This is a genomic window from Rossellomorea vietnamensis (genome assembly GCF_008180615.1).
Lineage (GTDB): Bacteria > Bacillota > Bacilli > Bacillales > Bacillaceae_B > Rossellomorea > Rossellomorea vietnamensis_D.
Map to the genome: position 1 here is coordinate 1 of NZ_VTEH01000021.1, position 19,652 is coordinate 19,652.

General features: G+C 37.1%; 15 protein-coding genes. 13 read left to right on the forward strand and 2 right to left on the reverse strand.

Annotated features, from left to right (window positions below; translation table 11 throughout):
- Positions 1-9 precede the first annotated feature (9 nt).
- Positions 10-162, forward strand: a complete 153-nt coding sequence (locus tag FZC79_RS23390; protein ID WP_187442619.1) for a DUF5348 domain-containing protein — start codon at positions 10-12, stop codon at positions 160-162.
- 96 nt (positions 163-258) lie between these two features.
- Here FZC79_RS23390 and FZC79_RS19855 read toward each other — a convergent pair whose 3' ends face one another.
- Positions 259-783, reverse strand: coding sequence for a GIY-YIG nuclease family protein (locus FZC79_RS19855; RefSeq protein ID WP_148948446.1), 525 nt, complete (start codon positions 781-783; stop codon positions 259-261).
- A gap of 190 nt (positions 784-973) precedes the next feature.
- Between FZC79_RS19855 and FZC79_RS19860 the strand changes: the two genes are divergently transcribed.
- The 8 genes from FZC79_RS19860 (at position 974) to FZC79_RS19895 (ending at position 15,302) form a co-directional block, all read left to right on the forward strand.
- Complete coding sequence (locus FZC79_RS19860; RefSeq protein ID WP_148948447.1) at positions 974-3,529, forward strand: AAA family ATPase; 2,556 nt, start codon at positions 974-976, stop codon at positions 3,527-3,529.
- A gap of 1 nt (position 3,530) precedes the next feature.
- Positions 3,531-4,559, forward strand: a complete 1,029-nt coding sequence (locus FZC79_RS19865) for a 5-methylcytosine restriction system specificity protein McrC (RefSeq protein ID WP_148948448.1) — start codon at positions 3,531-3,533, stop codon at positions 4,557-4,559.
- A 293-nt stretch (positions 4,560-4,852) separates the two neighbouring features.
- Positions 4,853-5,920, forward strand: a complete 1,068-nt coding sequence (locus tag FZC79_RS23690; RefSeq protein ID WP_252183411.1) for an HNH endonuclease — start codon at positions 4,853-4,855, stop codon at positions 5,918-5,920.
- A gap of 425 nt (positions 5,921-6,345) precedes the next feature.
- A complete protein-coding gene (locus FZC79_RS19875; RefSeq protein WP_148948449.1) occupies positions 6,346-9,048 on the forward strand; it encodes a DEAD/DEAH box helicase in 2,703 nt (900 codons plus the stop codon).
- Positions 9,039-11,702, forward strand: coding sequence for a DEAD/DEAH box helicase (locus FZC79_RS19880; RefSeq protein WP_148948450.1), 2,664 nt, complete (start codon positions 9,039-9,041; stop codon positions 11,700-11,702). The genes FZC79_RS19875 and FZC79_RS19880 overlap by 10 nt, the downstream gene beginning before the upstream one ends.
- Positions 11,703-11,882: 180 nt before the next feature.
- Positions 11,883-13,298: a DUF4062 domain-containing protein gene (locus FZC79_RS19885; protein ID WP_148948451.1), complete on the forward strand. Its 1,416-nt coding sequence runs from the start codon at positions 11,883-11,885 to the stop codon at positions 13,296-13,298.
- A gap of 492 nt (positions 13,299-13,790) precedes the next feature.
- Positions 13,791-14,234, forward strand: a complete 444-nt coding sequence (locus FZC79_RS19890) for a GNAT family N-acetyltransferase (RefSeq protein WP_148948452.1) — start codon at positions 13,791-13,793, stop codon at positions 14,232-14,234.
- A gap of 261 nt (positions 14,235-14,495) precedes the next feature.
- The gene (locus tag FZC79_RS19895) at positions 14,496-15,302 is read left to right on the forward strand and encodes an aldo/keto reductase (RefSeq protein WP_148948453.1); all 807 of its coding nucleotides are present in this window, start codon (positions 14,496-14,498) and stop codon (positions 15,300-15,302) included.
- A gap of 499 nt (positions 15,303-15,801) precedes the next feature.
- Here the strand turns inward: FZC79_RS19895 and FZC79_RS19900 are convergent, their stop codons facing one another.
- On the reverse strand, positions 15,802-15,996 hold the full coding sequence (locus FZC79_RS19900) for a hypothetical protein (RefSeq protein WP_148948454.1): 195 nt from the start codon (positions 15,994-15,996) through the stop codon (positions 15,802-15,804).
- A 336-nt stretch (positions 15,997-16,332) separates the two neighbouring features.
- Between FZC79_RS19900 and FZC79_RS19905 the strand changes: the two genes are divergently transcribed.
- The 4 genes from FZC79_RS19905 to FZC79_RS19920 all read left to right on the forward strand — a co-directional run bounded on the left by FZC79_RS19905 (position 16,333) and on the right by FZC79_RS19920 (position 19,038).
- Positions 16,333-16,569 carry a hypothetical protein gene (locus FZC79_RS19905; protein ID WP_187442910.1) on the forward strand — a complete coding sequence of 79 codons (237 nt, stop codon included), beginning with the start codon at positions 16,333-16,335 and terminating at the stop codon, positions 16,567-16,569.
- 795 nt (positions 16,570-17,364) lie between these two features.
- A complete protein-coding gene (locus FZC79_RS19910; protein WP_148948456.1) occupies positions 17,365-17,823 on the forward strand; it encodes a hypothetical protein in 459 nt (152 codons plus the stop codon).
- Positions 17,823-18,152 (forward strand): hypothetical protein, encoded by a 330-nt coding sequence (locus FZC79_RS19915; protein ID WP_148948457.1) that lies wholly within the window; start codon positions 17,823-17,825, stop codon positions 18,150-18,152. The genes FZC79_RS19910 and FZC79_RS19915 overlap by 1 nt, the downstream gene beginning before the upstream one ends.
- Positions 18,153-18,771: 619 nt before the next feature.
- The gene (locus tag FZC79_RS19920; protein ID WP_148948458.1) at positions 18,772-19,038 is read left to right on the forward strand and encodes a hypothetical protein; all 267 of its coding nucleotides are present in this window, start codon (positions 18,772-18,774) and stop codon (positions 19,036-19,038) included.
- Positions 19,039-19,652: the final 614 nt, after the last annotated feature.

Consider the following 19,652-nt stretch of genomic DNA (forward strand, 5'->3'; position numbering starts at 1 on the left):
GGTTACAAACTGAGGTGTGGCGAATGGTTCGAGCTGAATCTTGGTTATGGAAAGGTGTTGTCATGCAGGCTTGAGCTCGGCAGAGATTGGTACATTATCACCGGCAGTCACGAAGTCCGTTTTTATTTGAAGCAAAATGAAACCTATGAGGTAGATTTATAGATGTTTTGGGGAGGCCTCACAAGCCTCCCTTCTGTATCTTTAATAGGCAATAAATCCGTCAAGTTCAGGACAAAATGAGCCGTCAGTTTCAGGACATTATGGAGCGTCATTAACAGTTTTGGCATAATCGATTTGTTTTTGAGTCAGGGGTTTATCACTTTTGTCTTCTTCGATGCCTATCGTTTCCCTGATTTGCTCGGTATAGTTTTCTTCTTTAATCCATGCTACCTGGTCCCGGCTTAAGTTATACCATCCACTCTCTAGGTGTTGTGGAGAGAAGTAATTATGAAAAGAGGCTTCTGTCCCGGAAGATTCTCCAGACTTAATCAGGTGTACCAATTGAGTCTTGAAGGGAAGTTCTTCTTTGAAAATTTTCATATCTTTATCAATGGAAGCGGTCGTGCCAATTTTAAAAGTTCCATTTAGGCTTTCTTGTAAGAAATATACATATCCTTGATCGCTTCCTTCAGGAAAAGGAGACTTAGTTATTTCCATTAACCGGTTGGGGTCGGACTCATAGATGACCACTTGCTGCTTTTTGACCTCGACTTCTGGATTATTTTCTATAGGCGCTTCTTTCTTTTGGGGAGCAAATAATTTCGACATTAGTGTTTTTAGCATGAAATCACGTCTTTCTAGTAATATATACTATATTTTAACAAAGTTAGTGGAGTTTTACATTTGTTTCGTCTTATTATTGGGAATTATGCTAGGCTATAAGTATGTCTCTCATTTTTAAGTAAGTTATATTTAACGGGCTGGCAGCTCTTTATCTTGATAGGGTGACAAATAAATAGTTTATGAGGTGTATATGATGTCTACACAAGAATTGGAAAAGTATCTACTAAAAGATTCATACATAGATCTGTCGTTCAAACGTTACTTGAAGTTTAAGAAAAGCTCTAATTACGCTGAGTCCTATAAAGAAGAAATCCTTTCCCGCTTGAATGAATTCATGAGGAAGCAGGATATTAATGAGATTACGGTCGTGGATATAGTTAGAAAGCTGCAGAAGGAAAATCCCACGTCTGGCAGCTTTGTTCACTGGAGTAATACAGATGATCTGTTGAAATATGCAGAGGCAGAGCCGAAAGAAGTGGCCAGCTTGTTAAATAAATTAATTTATTCATCTCATCCTAAAGAGGATAGAATTGAAGAATTTAGGGAGAAGGGAAAGGCATTCAATTCTAAAATTTCTTTAGGAGCACCTTTGTTTGGCTATATTTTAGCAGCTTTTGATTATAAGAAGTATCCAATTTATAAGCAGGAAGTTTTTATGGATATGAAGAGATCTTACGGGATTAACCTGAAGCTTTCCAGTGTAGGCACTAATTATCAAACTTATCTAGAGCTGTGTGAGATAGCTCTTTCTCACCTGGAAAGGAATAATGAAGGTTTGACGATGCTTGATATTCAGGATTTCTTTTACTGCAGCACTACATATGATGAAATCAAAGTGGAAAGTGCTGTTGATTATCTATATAGTGTTGCAACTGAGCTGCATACATACAAGTTAGAACCCCAAAAGATGCTGGACAGCCTTTCTCAGCTTGATGCTGCTCATCTTCATATATTGAAGGATCAGTATAAGAATTCCGAGAAGGTTAATTTAATCAAGTCCAGAGTAGTAGACAGGATTATCGAAAATGGGTCTGTGACAGTTGATGAACTGGAAGAAATCAAGGAAGAAGTAAGAGTTAAGTATGAAACAAACATCTTAAACTCCTGGAACAACTTCTCGATCTTGTTTCAGCTTTACTACACTGATAAGAAAGCGAAAGTTCAGGAAGAACAAAGAAAGATTCATGAGGCGCTTCGCAACATGGAAGAGCTAAAGGAGGCTGATTTGTTTGAAGATAGAGTGCTGAATGGCTTCAATTGGAATCAGAATTTTGGTGGTTCAACTTGCTGGCTGGCGGTTTACGAAAAGAGCCATATAAATCATAAAAATGCGCCTCAATTGTTTGTGGCTGTAGAGGACAGTGGAGTTAGATATGGAATGCTCTATGGCTCTGAACATCCAAGAAGAGGTGAGCGGGATATCGAAGAAACAAGTGATGTCTCTTCTTTTACTTATGAAGATTTACACCGGAAAATGGTAAACGTCATAGATGCATTTCAAGAAACGAATGATACTAGTGTGAATGCTGCCCCTATTGACAATTTACAAGACAGTATAAGTTCAGAAAAATGGCTAGAGCTTTTGAACAATAATGAAGTTTTTACTGAGAGCGATTTTCTCTACCTTCATAAATTGTACGAGTTAGGTGGGGAGGCTACCGCATCACAGCTTGCACTTGAGCTTGGTAAACACCATTCCTCATTTAATACTCCGGTAGTTCAATTGGCAAAGCGGGTAATAGAGGCAACGGGAATAGCTGTGCCAGTAAGAGATGACGGGACAGACTGCTATTGGTGTGTCTTGTTCAACGGTGAGTATGAAGAAAATAACCATTTCATCTGGAGGTTGAAACCTTGCTTAAAAGAAGCGATTGGTAATACGTTTTCAGAAGAAGACTTTGAAAGCTATTCCAAAGAGGATTTCCTTAAAGAGGTATTCTTGGAGGAAGACCAGTATACTACAATGACCAGTCTGCTTCGTTATAAGAAAAATATTATTCTGCAAGGACCACCTGGTGTAGGGAAGACCTTTGTATCTAAACGTTTGGCTTACTCCTTGATGGGTGTGAAAGATTCTACAAGAATAGAAATGGTTCAATTTCATCAAAACTATGCTTACGAAGATTTCGTAATGGGGTTCAGACCTGATAAGAATGGATTTTCTCTTCAATACGGTATTTTTTATGACTTCTGCCAGCGTGCGATAGAAAACCCTGGAGAAGACTATTACTTTATCATTGATGAAATTAACAGAGGTAACCTTTCTAAGGTATTTGGTGAACTATTCATGCTGATTGAAAAGGACAAGCGGGAAGAGTATGTCACAATGGGTTACTCTAAGAAAAAATTCACCGTACCAAGCAATGTGTATCTCGTCGGGACTATGAATACGGCCGACCGATCACTGGCTCAACTTGAAGTCGCTCTGCGTAGGCGGTTTGCTTTTATCAACCTTAATCCAGCCTTTGGTGAAAAGTGGTACAGAGCTGTTCAAGAAACAGGTGTGTCAGCAGAAATGCTGCAAAAGATCACTGACACTGTCTCAGGTATTAATAAAGAAATCGAGAAAGATTTTCAGCTAGGTGAAGGATATGCCATTGGCCATTCGTTCTTCACTGGGAAACCTGATGACATGGATGAGAATGCCTGGTACCAAGGAATCCTTATGTTTGAAATTCAGCCGCTACTGGAAGAATATTTCTTCGATCGTCCGGACATGGTTGTTTCTTTATTAGAAGGGTCTTGATATGGAACAGATGTTTAAAGTCCCGATCCGTAACCTTTTTTGTCTCCTCAGTTATATCAACGACATGCCAGAGTTGATAGAGAGCATGAATGATGTTGATGAAGATTTGATTACATATGATTTTATCGTGGACCAATTTCTTAGAGAAGTGGATTGGCTTCAGCGTCGGGGACTGGTGAAGGATTATGTTGAAAAGCAAGAAGTGACAAACAGATTGACTGGTCGTATGCTGATTAATGAGTCCATTCCTTATCTAGCAGGAAAAAAACCGGTGCTTGTGTGCGAGAAAGATGAATACTCGCTCGATATTCTGCCAAATCAAATTATGAAATGCACACTGCAGTCCATCTGTATGAATAAGTATTTAAGAACAGAGACACGCAAGAAAAGTTTTATGAAATTGGAGTTCCTTAACGAGGTAAGGGATCTCCCTCTAACTAAAAGGATTTTTTCTCAATTGATATTTAAAAGACATAACGTGCATTACAAACGGATGATACATCTGGCCACCTTATTATTTGAGTTGAGGCTGCTGTCTCACAGACAAGGAAAGTGGAGTTTATTCTCAGCAGAACTAGATGAAAAATCGTTAAATGCTATTTTCGAAAAGTTTCTGTTTCATTTTTACCGAATTGAACAGAAGGACTATCGTGTTTCCTCGGAGATATTACAGTGGAGGCTGGAAGGGAACAAATCATACCTGCCTCAGATGAAGACAGATGTATCCCTAACTCACAAAAAAGAACAGAAAAAAATCATAATAGATGCAAAGTTTTATAAAAATGCATTCCAAGAGAATTTTGGCAAATCCACCTTCCACAGCCACAATATGTATCAACTATTTACCTATTTAATGCACGAGGACAAGGAGCTTCAGCTTAGGGGGCTGCTGATCTATCCTGCGAATGGAACAGATGTTAAAGAGAGTTACCAATGGAGTGAGAATGTTTGGCTGGAAATGATGACCGTTGATCTGGATGGCTCTTGGAAGGAGATTTATGAAAGGTTGATTGATATCGCAAATGTTTAAGGTTATAAATCACTGATATATCTAAGGGCTACTATATAGAGTGTGAATTCTTTACAGCTACTTGAAAGCTACTTGAAATTTAGCAATTATTTAATGAAATGTAAGGTCAACTTTGTTATAAGATGAAACGCGGTGGAGAGGAGTGCGGAGTTAATATATTATAAATTTCCAAGCATGTTCCAGCTATTAATCATATAGTATTGGAGTTTTGTAAAATGACACTTTCCAACTAAATAATAGCGAATTTAAGGGCCTAGTTAAATTTGTATAAATAGAATTAAGAGGTGTGGTAAGTGGTTGCAAAATTAGGTGAAAAAAGAGAACGAGAATATTTTCTGGATAGAATTTTAGAACTGAGCGGTGTGATGGATGTTTATATACTACCCGACAACAATATTAATTTAGATGATTACTCTTTTAATGAGCTTTTAGAGTTTCATATTGAAGAACTAATCTCCATCCATGATGAACTTGAAGCTATTCTAGATATCAGAGAGAGTAAATTAGGAGAGAATAGTGATATAACAGATCTTGAGCATCAGGATCCATTAAAAATTATAGAAAAATACTTACAGGGTGCAGTCGGTTCAGACTACAATGATGCGGATTCGTCTTTAAAAGAAGTATGGAGAGAACATATACCTCAAATCATTAAAGAGCGTATAACAAACTGGAGATCCTTATCAATAACTGACATTTATAATAAGTCTCTTTTGATTCAAGAAAACTTAAGTGGTAAGAACAAGGATCTCATAATGGGTTTTACTTGTGACTTATCAGAAATCATCTTTTCCTGTGATATTGATGAAGAAGAGGATAACAGGTATATCGAATTTGACGATGCCATTGCTGAATCCATCTATATGACGATAGAGAGTATTATCCTTCCACACCAAGAAGTTATGGACAAACTAAGAGAAACTAATGGTGAATTAAAGTTGCTGGATGTTTGGTCTCAAACATTTAGGGAGGATTTGAAAAAGAGTGTAAAGGATCGAGATGAGTGGAGGTGTGTTGTTTGTGAGGCAGAAAAAGATTTACATGTGCATCATAAGATTCCTCGCAGACTTGGAGGTCCCAACCATAAGGATAATCTTGTCACTCTTTGTGGTTCCTGTCACAAAGTGATAGAAACGGCGGATATAAATAAGGCGTTTAAAAAGTGTCTAAGAAATTATAAGGTTAATTCACTTAGTAATACCAGTCACAATTTTTTTAATCAAGATCATAAATTATTAAAATCACAAGTTGAGGATACCTTAGAGAACTTATTATTTGAATTAGAGAAAAAGAATGAAGAGCAATTTGTTCAAGATATTATAGGTGTTATAAAGAAGATAGACATAATCTTTAATGATTAAAAAATTAGTCCAGAACTAATTTACTTGGTGAACTTAAGAAGGACTTCATCCATATTTAATTGGGCAAAATCCTCTTTCTTCTGGTATGAGGTATTTTACGAAGGAGACACAATATTAAGGATCCATTAATCATAATGGAAGGATAACTCACACCCATATCAATAATCATTATCATAATCATAAATAGGGACTTAGCAACGGGTTTATATTTCTAGCAAAGATAAAATGAAATCTAATGAAACAGCCGCTTATTACTGTCAACGTTAGTTAATCTGTTAATAATTTTAAGATCACTTTAAAAGTGGTCTTTTTTTTATTAGTTTATTAAGAATGTATTTTACATATTTTCACATTATATGACTACTTTTGTCGTATAATGGTAATTAAGAAAAATCAGAACAATTAAATTAGGAGGTTGAATATAAATGGCCTTTTTACAATGTGACTGTGGTTTTATGCTGAAAGGACTTCAGCATAGCAGAAAAGTTATGCCGGACGGAGAATACAGGTTAGTGGAATACAAGGTTGGAGCGGCTATGGATATGGGTGAATGGCAGGAAATTGATAATGAACATTCATGGATGAGAACGAAAGAGGTAGGTGTGTATTGTCCGAGTTGCTGCAGTCCTGTAGTCCTAGCACCAGAAGAAAGTTCTATTTTGATTGATAAACGTATACCAGGAGTAGGCTCAGGAGAGTTCAGATCTGGTGAAGTGGTTGAATCCCTGGAGAAATTAAGTGAGAAAGAACGGGCTGATATTTACATCCATCAGATGCCAGATTCGGAAGCTTCTTTTGGAACTTTGAATGAAGAATTACCAGTAAGTTTAAAAGAAGCTTTAAACCGCATGGGAATCAATGATCTCTATGTTCATCAAGCGGATACATATAATTCAGTAAGAAAAGGGAAAGATGTTGTTCTTGTAACTCATACAGCATCCGGAAAGACTTTATCCTATAACCTTCCGATTCTGCAGGGATTGTTGGAGGATGAATCGGCGAGGGCTTTATACATATTTCCGACCAAAGCGCTGGCTGACGACCAAGTGGAACAGTTATACAGATGGACAGAACTTAAAGATACCGGTTCAGAAGATGAAGATTTGGATGATTGGTACGAGCGTTCGATCAAGTTGGGTGAGAAATACCTCTCATTCGGTAGGTTTGATGGGGATACTCAACTCGGGTCCAGAAGAAGACTCTTGAAAGATGGAAGAATTCTGTTCACCAACCCGGATATGATCCATCACTCTATATTGAAAAATGCGGGGATAAATAACAGTTCTTCTCAGGATACTATTTCCCTGTTGAAAAATTTAAAGTATATCGTCATTGATGAAATGCATCTATATCGAGGAGCATTCGGGAGCCATGTGTCGCTGGTGCTGAAAAGATTGCAGAAGATCTGTGAAAATCTCGGTAATACCAGCATTCAATTCATATTGTGTTCGGCTACTATTGATCAACCTGATCGTCTTGCCGAGCTGTTAACTGGAAGAAATGAATTTCAATTGGTGGATAATGATGGTTCAATCAAGAGAAAGCGGAATATTATATTCTGGAATCCTGGATTAACGTTGGATACAGGCGAAAGGAAAGCCCCTGTCTCGGATGCGCTATCTATCGCTGAAAATGTGCTGGTACAAAAAAATCGATTAATCAGGACCATTATGTTCCAGGGATCGAGACTGCAGGGGAAAGTGACAGCAAGATCCATGAAAGATGTACTTCGAAAAAAACTGAGGCTGAAGAAAGATGATGTCTCCGGTGTGAAACTTTCGGCATTTTATAATGGGATGCTTGCTGTTGAAGAAAGAAAACAAGTAATCCATGCCATTAAGAAAAACGATGTCCATATGGTTATTGCTACTAATGCGTTGGAAGTAGGCATAGATATTGGAGATCTCAGTGTGGCCATTCTTTCGGGTTATCCTGGCAGCAAGGCAGCATTCTCTCAGCAAATTGGAAGAGTAGGACGTAAAGGGGAAGGCGTAGCCGTAATGATTTTTGAAGACGAGCCGCTGCAGCAGTACTATATGCAGAATCCTGATAAATTCCTTGAAAAGCCCCCGGAGGTTGTAAGGATTGATCCAAGGAACAGAGAACTGCTGAAGCTTCATCTTCAATATCTGCAAGAAGAACTGGGCAGAAAGTTAATAAAAGAGGATTTAAACTTATTTGATATACATGAGGATTACCAGTCAGCTATATTGGCACATCTAAGTGAGTTAACGACTGAGGAGCTCTCAGAACGATGCAGCCTTCGTTCAGGTAGTGGAACCAGCTATAAAGTGGTCTCGACAAAAAACCGGGAAGTCCTGATTGATAATGTCGACGAATGGACCGCTTTACGTGACTTTCATGAAGGAGCTGTCTATTGGAATGCTAATGAAAAAGGGTACAAGGTAGACAGCTTTAATAGTAATAGAGCCGAAATTCTTGTGAAACCCATTGCAGGGGAAATCGAATATTATACACAATCAATCTATAAGGATACCATTTCGATAAGTGAACAGACCTCAGATAACTCTATAGGTCATGTGAAATTGATGTACGGAGAGTTGAATATTAAGAGATCTGTTTTCGCTTATAATAAATCTTATTTCAACTCTAGGGTGACAGAAATAGAGCCGCTTCTTACTCCAATCTCTTCAAATTTTGATTCAGAGGGATGCTGGATTCATCTTTCAAAAGAAAGCATTGGTTCCTTGTCTGACTTACTAGGTGAAGAAGCCACACAGGAGAAACTTGAGGGCTCATTGCGTGCTGCAGAGCATGTCATTCTGTCAGTCATCCCTGATACGATCATTTGTGACAGCAGGGATATCTCTAGCTTTTCAGGGTTTTCTTTACCAAATTTTGATGGAAATCCGGTCATTGGATTTTATGGAAACGAATCTGGGGGCATGGGAATCACCACTGCTATAGGAGAAAACTTAAATAGAATCATAGAGTCTGCCCTTAATCTCCTGAAAACGTGTTCATGTCCAGGAGGATGTCCTTCTTGTATTCAATATCCCGGAAAGAACAATGAACACCTATCTAAAGCGGGAGGAAGATTTATATTAAGTCAAATCGCAGCATCCTATGATGTACAGGTTGAGGAGGCTGAAATGCAATGCCGTTAATTTGTCAGGATTGCTTTACATCCAAAAAGACACAGTTGAACTTTTATCAAATCAGTACTCAACTAAGGGGAGAACCTTACAAAAGAGAAATTATGCAGCCCACAAATGGGTTAAGGATGGCTGAATGGGTACTTCTTACAGAAAGACAATTAAGTGATGGTATCTATTGTGCTGCTTGTGATTCCTTGGTTAATGATCTGTTGATTAGTAAAGATGAGAGGGAGCTTCTTAAGGATAACCGAATGGAAGCTCTATCTTTTAACGATATTCCACTAGGTAAAATCATCTCTGACATCAAAGAGGTCAGTAACAGGGAAGGCTCGAAACTTCAGCAATACTCGGTTCCGGAAAAGGCTGCAACATTCGGGGATCTCGAATACCCATTACCTCACGAACTTTCTATGAAGTTGAAAGAGAAAGGAATAGGTCAGTTATACTCCCATCAAGCTGAAGCTGTAAATAAGGTAAGAAAGGGAGAAAACGTCGTGATCACTACCGGGACAGCATCAGGAAAATCCCTGGTCTACTCAATCCCTGTTTTGGAGTCGTTTATTGAGGACGACAAAGCGACGGCCCTATATCTTTCTCCATTGAAAGCTTTAACAAGGGATCAGCTGCAATCATTGGACATGTTCAATCATGGAACTTCTTCAAGTGAGACTTCTTTTGGTTTTAAAACGATCAGGTTAGGTGACAAAGAGGTTGGCGTGGGAATCCTGGAAGGAGGCAAGGCAGATTCTGTTAAAGAATTGACTTACCAGAACGCCAGATACTGGCTGACAAATGTTCATTATCTCCATTACATCCTTCAAGGGGCGGTGCATTTTAAAAAGAAAGGCCCCGCCATCATGAACTTCTTCAAGAACCTTAAATATGTTGTTGTCGATGAACTTCATGCCTATAACGGGGTGCTGGGTTCCAAGGTGTCGATGCTCTTAAGGAGAATTAGATCATTGTGCAAAGCTTTAGGAACATCCGTACAGTTCATTACCTGTTCTGCTTCCATAGGAAACCCAAAAGAATTGGCTGAAGACATCACTGGGTTGAAAGGAATCAATGGATTCTCATTGATTGAGGAAGATGGCAGCCCTGCTTATCAAAGGGAAATTCTCTTGATGACCCCAGGCTTGTTAGGAAACCAAACTGACAACCGGCTCAGGAGGGCGCCAATTTCGGAAGCTATAGAAATTCTAAAACATCTAGCATACAAATACGGAAAATTGCCTAAATCAATTCTGTTCCATGGCAATCGTAAATCGACGGAAACGGCAAGTTTTGAATTGAACAAAGCAATCAGGACGACGTTACGTGAAAAATGGGGCATGGAAGGAATGCCCCAAGAATACTTTTCACCCTTCCATGCCCACATAAATGCTTATAAAAAACAAGAAATCATGAGCAGAATCAAAAAAGGGGAATTGTCCGGCCTTGTGTCGACCTCCGCTCTGGAAATGGGGATAGATATAGGAGACTTAGATATCTGCATAATGGTCGGATATGCAGGCAGCAAGGCTAGTTTCCTTCAACAAGCAGGAAGAGTTGGCCGAAAAGGTCCTGGCTTAGTGATTCAGATATTCCAGGAAGATCCGCTGGAACAATACTATGCCAGTAATCCGGTAGAATTCATGGAAAGACAAGCAGAGCATGTAGCAATTGATGTCTCCAATCCCAACATTGTAGCGGAACACCTTCAGTATGCCGCTCATGAATTGAATGGAAAAATATCTGGGGTCCATCAGTACTTTAAGGTTTCTGCCGCAAGAAAGTCTGCTGGTTTTCTAGATAATATGGCAGAAATCAAAAAAGGCACATGGGAGTTAACTACTAAAGAATTATTGTACAATCCTCTGGTCTCAGGCGGCAAAGTTTATTCAATACTTACTCAAAAAGGCAATACAAAAGATGTAATCCTGGAAGGCGTTGATGAGCGGACTGTATTACGAGATTACCATTATGGGGCTGTCTTTTTATACAACCAGCATACATATAGGGTCTTAAGGATTTCACAGAGAACCAGCGAAATAGTGGTGGTTCCAATTAAAGCAGAATATACAACAAGGTCCCAGGTCAAAGATTCAATTTACATCGAAAAGGAACTTGAACGAAGCAGGATAACTGAGTCACTGGAATTCGGAAAAGGAACTTTGGAAGTCACCAGAAGGTTGTGGGGATACAAGAAAGTCCCTTTGTATGGTGGATCGATCTCAGATTTAATAACCGAAATCAATATGTATCCGGTTAAATACACGACAGAAGGCCTCTGGCTGCAATTTGCCGACAACCAGGTAACCGACGCTGCCTTACACGTAGTCGAGCATGCATTGACATCTGCCATCCCATCCGTGGTTAAGTGTTCAAACAGTGATTTTGCTTTACTATCATCTTCCAACTTAAATGAATTCGGCAATGTTCCGACCATTGTATTGTATGAAACAGGAGGCGGAGGAGCAGGCATCATGGATACCGTCTCTGAAAGACTTCACCATATTCTTAATAAGGCTTTGTCCATTCTTAAGTCTTGTGAATGTGATGAGGGATGTCCTAACTGTACACACTTATCCCGGTGTGAACGGAATAATGAGAGTTTGGATAAGCAGGGTGGGGTTGAGTTGATTGCTGGGGTTATGCATGAGGAGATGGCTGTAATTAAGTAGGCGAACCAGTTTAAGGTATTTTTCATTTATAATAATTTATATAAAAACTGAGTCTAAGCAAATTCATTAGTATTTTATGTTATAGTCCTGTCCTTTTCATTAAAACTATTAATTTGTATAGTTAATTCTACTTTTCTATATAGTAGCGATTAAAATATATATTGTTGGAGGTGTCCCCCGTTGAATAAAAAGTTACAAGTATTTGTCTCTTCCACTTATCTTGATTTAAGAGATGAAAGACAAAAAGCAGTTGAAGGAATACTAAAATCAAAGCATATACCTGCCGGAATGGAACTTTTTATTCCTAGTGATAAATCCCAATGGGAAGTTATTAAGGAATGGATAGTTGACTCCGACTTATTAATGTTAATTTTGGGAGGAAGGTATGGGTCTATTGAGCCTAATAGTGGAAAGAGTTACACACAATTAGAGTATGAATTTGCAGCCGATAATAATATACCAGTATGTACAATTGTCTTAAATGAACAATTTTTAGCTAATAAAAAGAGTAAAAATATATCTTTGAAAATCTATGAACATGAGGTTGAAAACCCTTCAATAGAGAAATACAATGCATTCAAAAAAATAGCAATGTCAAATTTAGTAGGAGAAGTAGGTGATGTAAATCAGATAACAAGTGAGGTGGGATTTATCTTGCAAGAATATTTAAGAAAGGATAAATCAGAATATAATTTCAGGGGTTGGATACGTGGTAAAGAGAAGCCAGATTTAGTTGAAATGAATATAGATAACAACATAAGATATTATATAGAAGATAAAGAAAGACATGGACTTATCAAGAAAACATTGGATACTTATATGGTAGATTTGAAAATCTTCCAAAATTACTTTAGTAACTTACTGATAAATGAAATTGATACTATGAAAATTAAAGAATTTCTTAGATATAGAGAGGATAATTATTCAATTAGATCTAAAAATTCTATGGAGAGAGTAAGGAGTATATTAAATGGATTTTTTGAATGGCTAGTTTATGAAAATAAAATCGAGGTAAATCCTGTATTAAAAGTAAAACCCTATAAGTTTCATAAAAATGTGAATGAAGGGTTAAGTAATATAGAGCTTTCTAAATTAAGGACTGCCAGCAAAACCTTAAGAGAGCGTGCTATGATAGAAACATTTTTATCTTCAGGGTGTCATTTGGCAGAGCTATGTGAACTCAAACTAGATTCGATAGATTGGAAAGATAAGACTTTAAATATTGGATTCGGAGAAAAGAGAAGAATTGTATTTCTAACACCTACTGCGGAAAAGAACTTAAAAGAATATTTAGATAATAGACAAGATGATATAGAGTTTATCTTTGTTACAGAGAGAAAGCCCTTTAGAAAAATTAGTCATAGAGGTATCCAAAGGGAATTGGGTAATATAGGAATCAGAGCTGACTTAGGCAAAAACATTTCTCCTAGAATATTTCGAGATACTTTTGTTAGAATCATGCTAGAAAAGGGGTATCAATGGAATACAATACAGGTGTTGTTAGGATACCATTCTAAGGCCAGCAGATCAGAATCTTATTTTAAAATCACACAAAGAAATATACACGATATGATTAATCCGCGTCCAGATTTTTAATTCAAACTGAGAGCGGGTAAAGTTTCTGTCACTGTGACTACCCGTTTAATGTCGAATATAGTACATGATATACAATTACGGTTTTCCTTGATTATTGCAGTTGAAATGACCCACTGATGCGGAGTTTTGAGCCACTCAATGCGGAGAAAAGAACCACCCTATGCGGGAATACAGAGCCACTATAAATGGAATAAAGGAAAGCCTCCTGAATAATAACCATGCATGCTAGCAGCGTGACATTATTATAATAGAAGGCTTTTTTTATGGGTAATTGCCGAGGCTTCTAGAAATTCACCTTGAAGAAGTTAGTCAAAGTACGATTAGCCAAAGATTGACAGACTGTTTACCATGATGGGAATTATAATCTTGAAGAATTTCACTTAAAGCAACGGTCTGTTAGTTCATTTAAGAAAAGATAAATGATATGATAAAAATAGCCAGAACGACAGCATCACGTGCTTTTGCATTTGCCAAATAAGAGGTGAAATATTAATGAGTTGGAAAATAAGAAAATTCGACGAGCTAACAAATAGTGAATTATATAATCTTTTAAAAGAAAGAACTCTAGTTTTTGTGGTTGAACAAAATTGTCCCTACCTCGAAGTTGATGGTAAAGATCCTTTTTCCTATCATCTTTTTAAAGAAGACGATGGAGAAATCATTGCGTATTTAAGGATATTACCAGCAGGTGTTTCTTATCAGGAAGTTTCTATTGGAAGAGTTTTTGTAAAGAAAGAATTCAGGGGCCAAGGACTTGCAGAGGAACTTATAAAAAAAGGGCTGAAGTTTATCCAAAAAGAGTTAAATGAAACAAATGTTAAAATTCAAGCCCAAGATTATTTAAGGAAATTCTATGGTTCTTTTGGATTTCAGGCCATATCTGAAACCTATTTAGAAGATAATATCCCTCACGTCGATATGCTGCTGCAAAAATAACACAACACGACATCATTGGTTAGAGGGTGGATTTAGATTAAGTTGTAGAAGGTATTCTGAGTGAATACACGAGTGCTGATGTTTAGTGGAAATTGTAAGCCACTGAACAAGAATATTGGAACTAAATATGTATTTTAACCTCGATCACTTCATAAGTGGTCTTTTTTATTGACTCATCATTGCTTTTTGAAAATTCCATAATTTGATATGATGTACTCTGTAAGCAGAAAAATTAGAGTATACAGAGGGAGTGCTTAAAATATGGAATACGTAACACTTAATAATCAGTTGAAAATGCCTATCGTCGGTACTGGTACAAATACTTATGGGAAAGAAAATAATGAGTATAACGGGGCGGTAACAAATGAAATTCCTGAACTTCTATCAGCACTCCAGTTGGGTTACCGTTCAATAGACGCAGCCATCATGTATCGAAACGAAGAACTTGTCGGAAGAGTTTTAGCAGAAAGCACCGTGCCTCGAGAAGAGTTATTTATTACCACGAAAGTTCCCGCCGATGAAGAATATACTTCTTCAAAGGAAGCTACTCGAGCAGCGATCGATAACAGTCTGAAAAACTTTCAAACGGACTATCTTGACCTGCTTCTTATTCACTTTCCTATCGAGGATAGAGCCCAACTTCAAAACACTTGGGAAGTTTTTGAAGAATATTACGAAGCGGGCAAGCTAAAAGCAATCGGGGTTTCAAACTTTGGAAAAGATCATCTGAAAGAATTGAAGAAGTTTGCTAAAGTGAAGCCGGCTGTTAATCAAATCCAAATTAATCTAAAAGAACCGAACAAAGATCTCCTTGCTTTAATAAAAGAAGAAGGCATTACACCAGTAGCATGGGGACCTATGAAAGCCGAAACTCATCAAAAAGAAGTGCTGGATGAAATCGGTGAAGCCTACAAAAAATCTGGTGCACAAATACTACTAAAATACCAAATCCAACGTGGTGTGGTCGTTATTCCTAAATCTCACAACCGTGAAAATCAAGCATCTAATCTAGAACTTTTCGATTTCGTCTTATCCGATGAAAATATGAAAAAAATTGAAAGCTTATAATAGTTAGTCCTTCATCCTAGTGATATAGATAGTATCGCTGGGATTTTTATTTTTTCAAAGGCCCTTTTTGTAAACTTTGTTGCTATTCTATACTATTACGAAAATGAGATCTGGAACACCGAAAAGAAAAGAGCTTCTCTTTCCCGTTTAGAGTGAAAACTGTATCCGGGTATATCCGAAAGCAACAATATATACGAAAACAGCCTTTTCAAAACAAGGAGAATGGAGTAGTACCGTTTCTTATTGAATTTAAAATCATGAAAATATAGACGGTCGATTTTGGTGTCGTACCTTAAATAAGTCTAATGTGATTACAGCCATTGAAATGTACCACCAGCGACATAGTGTTTACCACCTAATGACAAAGAATGTATCACAGAATGAAAGACTGTTTACCACTACATGATTAACGATTGTATTACGAAGTAGACTCAAACTGCGAACTTATGCCAAGGGAGGAATAATAAAAACGGTGAAAGAGTTCACCGTTAAATTTAATCTATTTATTTTGAGTTATTTCTTTGTAGTAAAGATAATCGACCTTGTGCTTTGTAGCCAGTAGTTGGGAAGCTAAAATAGCTGTGTAAACAGTAGTAAGGACAATTGCTCCAATACCAATACCTGAAAGGTTTACTTTGTTTGCAGTGCTCAAGCCGTTATTATTATTAGTATTATTAGTAGTCACCTCGGACATTGAAAATCCTTCCTCCTTATGTGATTATAAGGAATATTTTCTCTCAAGGCTAAAAAAATTATACAGAAGAATTCAGCTGCTACAAAACAGTTAAGCTTCGGTCACAGTGACTACCCGGTTAAAGAAATAAGTTTCTCTCACCGAGACTCCACGGTTTTTGCAAGGATAATTAGTTTCTTTCCTCACAATAGTGACTTATTTAGTAAGGCAATCTCAGATTGCATTTTTCAAATGAAGGGAAAAGTATCTAATAATCTAATAATGTACAATCACTTTGAAATGAGGGATATACTATGCCGCTTAAGGAAGAATTTAAAATTACTAAAAGTGATTTATATGACTAAAAGAATTTGCCCGTTCTCGGAGACGACCTGGTATGGGATTGATATTGAACCAGCAATTAGTGTTTTTGTTGAAGAGGAGAATGAAATAGTGATTAAACCAGAAAAGAAACGATTATTGAAAAAAGAAAAATTAGCTTTATCTAAAAAGTTAGCCGGCAGTGCTGATCGCTTTTCTCTTGAAGGTGTTAAAGAAACTATCTGTATCGCCAATAGGGAATATGACCGGTAGGAAGAAGCATGAGTCGAAAATTGATTGATTACAATCGGCAGCTCATGAAATGGACTAGTAGCCTATACAAGTAATGACGTGCGTTTTACATAAGATCACAGCCTAAAAGTTCAGTATATACAGGACCATATTGATCCTTTGTGCATTGTGGACCTTTTTGTTTGTTAAAGACATTCTTGACGAAGCACAGTTACTTTTGTTTTCCCTAATATCCTCACTACAAAGAAGACTATATAGAAAAATCCGTAGTTACTGGCACTATTTTCAACATAAACCGGGTATTCACTGTGACAGAGTTTAAAGGTAGAAGGTGACTTTTTCATCGGAGTCACCTTTTTTGGAGTTTATTGCGGGACACCGGCAAAATATACCATACATTGAGCATATTTTAAGGATTTTTGTTCTATTCGTTCTGGTTGCTACTATTCACCAGGGGAAATTTGAGAGCTGCTGATGGAGTTTTGCATAAAGTTAAAGGGGTAGCCGGTTAAGGAAAACATGCGTTTGACAGAAGAGAGTTATCTTTTCATAAAACCCTGTGAAGAGGGGATTATACACTGAGAATTTACTGAGGATGAATATGTGACATGGGACAGAGAGACTGGTTCATTTTTAAAATCTGTATATTGTATCAAGATAATGAAGAAAATGAATAATGTACATACTAAACCAATTATTACGTAAACAGAGCCCAAGTAAGCATCATTTATATTGGCGATGACCAACTATTCCTGTTGATCCTTGGTGGGTACTCTTTTTAAGGAGCAGGGGATCTAAAGATTAAGGGTGATTCATATGGTTTTAGCTGTATATTTAGTAACGTGCTGGCTGGTTGTTGGTTTATTGGCTTTTATTAAAAGGTCCATAAGTAATAGGGAAATAGGTTTTTACTTTCTTTTCTTCACTTTAATGAACACCCACTTATATGAAATAGTGGCTGCTATATTTAAAGCTATCAGTTTTAATGATGATCCCAGTAAGTATATAGCTTATACTCTATACAAATGTTTCGTTGTTCCATTAGTATTAACATTTTTCTTTGTATTGGTATTCCATACAACAGGAATGATTGCAAGGTTCATGCAGGCTGTTGGCATGCTTCTTTTAATTGGAACTTTTGAGTGGTTTAATACCAGTGAAGAGCTTGTGACTTTTGCTAAATGGTCCATTCATTTTTCTTTGTTATTTGTAACACTATTGATGTTACTGGGGTTTCTGTGTCATAAGGTTTTTAAAAGACTGGGGTGGACTTAATGGAAGGTTCATTCTTGTTGGTAGAGGAACGTTTTGGTCTAAATGACATTTTTGTAATAAGTTTAATTATTGTTTTATACGGTCTTATTTTCACCCTAAAAAGTCCTTTTCGAAACCGGATGATCTCTTTTTTACTCATTTTGTGGGGGATTGTCATTGCTGGTTTATTTGATAATACACTAGGTGCATCACCCTATGATTATTACGATATTATGGATGGTGAAAAATATACTGGTATGGATTTAGTAGCCTATCTTTTATATGGTCCCTTCGGCTACTTCTTTATATATATAATGGAAAAATGGAAAATTAAGAATATCCGGCTTTAGCTTTATATCCTTGCTTGGTCTCTAATAGGTATAACATTTGAATATGTAAATGTAAAGGTGGGTGTGTTTACATACAAAAATGGATATGAGTTATTTTTTTCCTTCCCCATTTACCTCTTTACTCAAACTGCGCTGGTGTATTTTTATAAATTTATAATCAGTGATGGAGTGGCTGAGTAAATTGGTATCCTGTGGGGACAAAAACGCTGTCACAGTGACTACCCGATTTATGTCGAAAATAGTGGATGGTAAAACCTCCGTCAAGTGGTGTAAAAAAATACAAAGGTTAGCTTGGAAGCGGATGATATAGATCATTTGCTTCTTTTATTGTGTGTATGAGGGGCGCAAGATTGGCTGTGTTAAAACAGAGGGTATTCAGGAATAAAGGGACATGGAACCTGTCCCTCTGTCCGTGACAGGAGTAAGTCGAATTGGTGGAAGGTAGGTATAAGGGGATTCGTATTTCGGTCTCGAGTAAGTTGAATTAGTAAGAGATATGTTTGATGTACGCCATATGGCTAGACCTACGAGTTCACAACTATATTCATTGTCTTCGGCTAATGGAATAAAAATGGTTATGATATTATATAAAAAAGAATATCGGTGGTGATTAATCAGTATGGGAAAAATTAAATCTTCAGAAGAGCTTATGAAACAGATTGAAAATATGAATAGTGATAACTCTGTATTCCAGTTTTCAATTCCTGGCAAAGGTAAATTTACACTTGTTTTACAAGAAGAAGATGAGAAATCTATACAATTTGAAGCTGATGAAAATCCTGAACTTAGACGAATGTTAAAAGAAAGTCATGAGCAGTATGACAATGGACTTGGTATATCTACTTCAGAATTACTGAACTCTCTGTCTAAAAAGGACTTTAAGTAATGGATGAACGAAATGTTATTTGGTTCCCTGTTGTTAAGGAAAACTTACTCTGTTCAGGAGGGTAAGGTGTACCCCTGAAGAAACTCTCGATTTCATCTCTCAGTTTATTATTGAAACCGAAGATCTATTAAAGAATCGTATAATTGTTAAAACCTATACTGAAGAATTCGGGAAATATAACGGGGTTAGTAGGGTAGATGTTAAAAAGTTTAGAGTTTAATATAAAATGATTGAGAATGACATTTTTATTTTAGCTATCCTTTTTCCAGGTGAAAACTAAACTAATGCAACTACATGAATTCCTAAGACCATTGCATGTACTGATGATTTGAACCAAAGGGAAAGGTCTTATTTTGCTATTCCCTGTCACAGTGACACCCCGGTAATCGAAATACTGTCCAAAATACTGTTGGAAAATGAATCGCCGGCATCGATTCATTTTATATAGGCAGCACAGATATATTCAGTACTGACAATACAATTATGAATGAATTTACCGTCGCAGGGTGGGCATCTGCCACTGATCCAGAAAGTTTTATCGACGGTTATAATTCAGACGATATTCCAGTGGACCCTAATCTGCCGCTCAATCCATGTTATTGGTTACTGCTGAG